This is a genomic window from Sphingomonas sp. STIS6.2 (assembly GCF_000732685.2).
Taxonomy (GTDB): Bacteria; Pseudomonadota; Alphaproteobacteria; order Sphingomonadales; family Sphingomonadaceae; genus Sphingomonas; species Sphingomonas aerolata.
The window spans coordinates 1-2,395 of the sequence record NZ_JPDP02000123.1 but is presented as its reverse complement, the minus strand read 5'-3'; the positions used below and the strand labels follow the sequence as shown (position 1 = coordinate 2,395).

5 protein-coding genes are annotated in these 2,395 nt (G+C 66.8%); 1 reads left to right on the top strand and 4 read right to left on the bottom strand.

Going from position 1 to position 2,395, the window contains the following annotated elements:
• Positions 1-492: ATP12 family protein (locus tag sphst_RS13770; RefSeq protein ID WP_107045695.1), on the top strand; the 492-nt coding region annotated here is incomplete at its 5' end.
• Between the two features lie 39 nt (positions 493-531).
• On the opposite strand, the gene gmk is transcribed toward sphst_RS13770, so the two are convergent.
• The 4 genes from gmk to sphst_RS13750 all read right to left on the bottom strand — a co-directional run.
• Complete coding sequence (gmk, locus tag sphst_RS13765) at positions 532-1,182, bottom strand: guanylate kinase (RefSeq protein ID WP_031394372.1); 651 nt, start codon at positions 1,180-1,182, stop codon at positions 532-534.
• Positions 1,183-1,254: 72 nt separating this feature from the next.
• Positions 1,255-1,455, bottom strand: a complete 201-nt coding sequence (locus tag sphst_RS13760) for a hypothetical protein (RefSeq protein WP_031394373.1) — start codon at positions 1,453-1,455, stop codon at positions 1,255-1,257.
• Positions 1,452-1,664 carry a hypothetical protein gene (locus tag sphst_RS13755; protein ID WP_031394374.1) on the bottom strand — a complete coding sequence of 71 codons (213 nt, stop codon included), beginning with the start codon at positions 1,662-1,664 and terminating at the stop codon, positions 1,452-1,454. The genes sphst_RS13760 and sphst_RS13755 overlap by 4 nt, the downstream gene beginning before the upstream one ends.
• A 268-nt stretch (positions 1,665-1,932) precedes the next feature.
• Positions 1,933-2,395 (bottom strand): lyase family protein (locus sphst_RS13750; RefSeq protein ID WP_267895126.1); only part of this gene is annotated, 463 nt, incomplete at its 5' end.

Sequence of the window (2,395 nt, the reverse complement as noted above, 5' to 3'; positions counted from 1 at the left end):
GCCAACGCCGCGACCGATCCGATCGCGAACGATCCGGCGCAGTTCGCGGCCCGGCTGGCGGCGTATGGCGAGAGCGACCTGCTCTGCTACCGCGCGGACGGGCCGCCGCCGCTGGTCGAGCGGCAGGCGGCGCGCTGGGACCCGCTGCTCGACTGGGCGCGCGCGCGGTATGACGTGACGTTCGCGGTGACGGCGGGGGTGATGCACGTCGCACAGGCCCCCGCGACGATCGCGCGGCTGCACGAGGCGGTCGCGGCGCATGACGACTTCCACCTTGCCGGGCTGTCGCCGGTCGTCACGCTGACGGGGTCGCTGGTGATCGGGCTGGCGCTGGTCGAGGGAGAGATCGACGGCGATGCGGCCTGGGCGGCGGCGGGGATCGACGAGGACTGGTCGATCGAGATGTGGGGCGAGGACTGGCAGGCGGCGCAGTTGCGCGAGCTCAAGCGCCAGGAATTTGCGCGCGGCGTGGCGTTTCTGGGGATGCTGTAACGCTCCGTCGTCCTGGACCCGATCCAGGATGACGGGGGGTCAGCGCGTCAAGCGGCGGATGAAGCCGATCAGGCCGGTCTGGCGCGAACGCTTGAGGCGTTCGGCGGCAAGGATCGTCTTCACGCCGCGGATGCAGCTGTCGACGTCGTCATTGACCAGGACGTAATCATAGCCGTCCCAGTGGCTGACCTCGTTCGCGGCGCGCGACATGCGGGCGTCGATCACTTCGGTCGAGTCGGTGCCACGGCTGGTGAGGCGGCGGTGGAGTTCCTCCATCGAGGGCGGGAAGATGAAGACGCGGACGACGTCGCCGCCCGCGATCTGGAACAGCTGCTGCGCGCCCTGCCAGTCGATGTCGAACAGCACGTCCTTGCCGGCCGCCAGCATCTCCTCGACCTGCGCGCGCGGGGTGCCGTAGCGGTGGTTGAAGACATGCGCCCATTCGAGGAATTCGTCCTTCGCGACCATGTCGCGAAAGCCCTCGAGATCGGTGAAATGATAGTCCTTGCCGTCGACTTCGCCCGGTCGCATCGCGCGGGTCGTCACCGAGACCGACATCTCCAGCTCATGCTCGTCGGCGAGCAATCGGCGCGCGATCGTCGACTTGCCGGCGCCCGATGGCGAGGACAGGACGAACAGGACGCCGCGGCGACGAAAACCATGCGGGTCGGACGGAAGTGTGTGGGGCATGCGCGCCCTTGCCGCGGACTGCGCATGGGCGTCAACCCATGCACAGCCCGCGCGTGTCATTCTGGCGGCGGATCAGTAGCCCGACTTGCGCGCCCGATTGCGGTCATACGCCTTCTTGGCAGCATAGCCGCCGCCGAGGATCATGCCGAGCGGCCCCATGCGACGCAGCACGCTCATCGCGACGACGCCCTTGACCGCGCCCGATGCGCCGCCCGACCCGTCACGACGGCCCATTTCGCGGCCAACCAATGCACTGATGATACGTCCGATCATGACTTAACCTCTCTGAAAACCTGGTCCTTGAGTTCCGCTGCACCGCGCAGCACCGCCCAGCCGATCGCGTAGGTCACGGCCAGCGGCACGACGATCTTGAGCACGTTGGCGGTGACCGCACCGATGATCGCGCCGTCTGCATTGCCGTCATCGCCGCTGAGCGAGTCGATGCCTGCGCCGATCAGCGCGCCTATGGTCGTTGCGCCCACGTAATTTCTCCTTCGCGTGTGGCGGGTTAGCGCGCGAACCGCGTTTGGGTTCCCGGTCTCGTCACCATCCGTCATCCTGACGAAAGTCAGGACCCAGAGCCACGATCGTCTCGCTGAGTAATCCTGGATCCTGACTTTCTTCAGGATGACGGTGGGGAGGTTGTGCACACCACCCGTCATCCTGGACTTGATCCAGGATCCAGAGTTACGACGCGCACCGTTTATGGCTCTGGGTCCTGACTTTCGTCAGGATGACGGGGTGGGTGGGTTAGCGGCCGAGCATCGACTCCGGCCGCACGACCCGGTCGAAGGTTTCCGCGTCGACTAGCCCGAGTGCGAGGCCCGCCTCTTTCAGCGTCAGGCCCTCGGCATGCGCGTGCTTGGCGATCTTCGCGGCCGCGTCATAACCGATCTCGGGCGCGAGCGCGGTGACCAGCATCAGCGAGCGGTCGAGCAGGTCGGCGATGCGGTCGCGATTGGGTTCGATGCCGTCGACGCAGCGCTCCGCAAAACCCTCCATCGCGGTCGCGAGCAGGTCGATCGAGCGGAGCACGTTCGCGCCGATCAGTGGCTTGAAGACGTTCAGTTCGAGATGGCCCTGCATCCCGCCGATCGTGGCCGCGACATGGTTGCCCATCACCTGGCCTGCGACCATCGTCAGCATCTCGCACTGGGTGGGGTTGACCTTGCCGGGCATGATCGAGCTGCCGGGCTCGTTGGCGGGCAGGTCG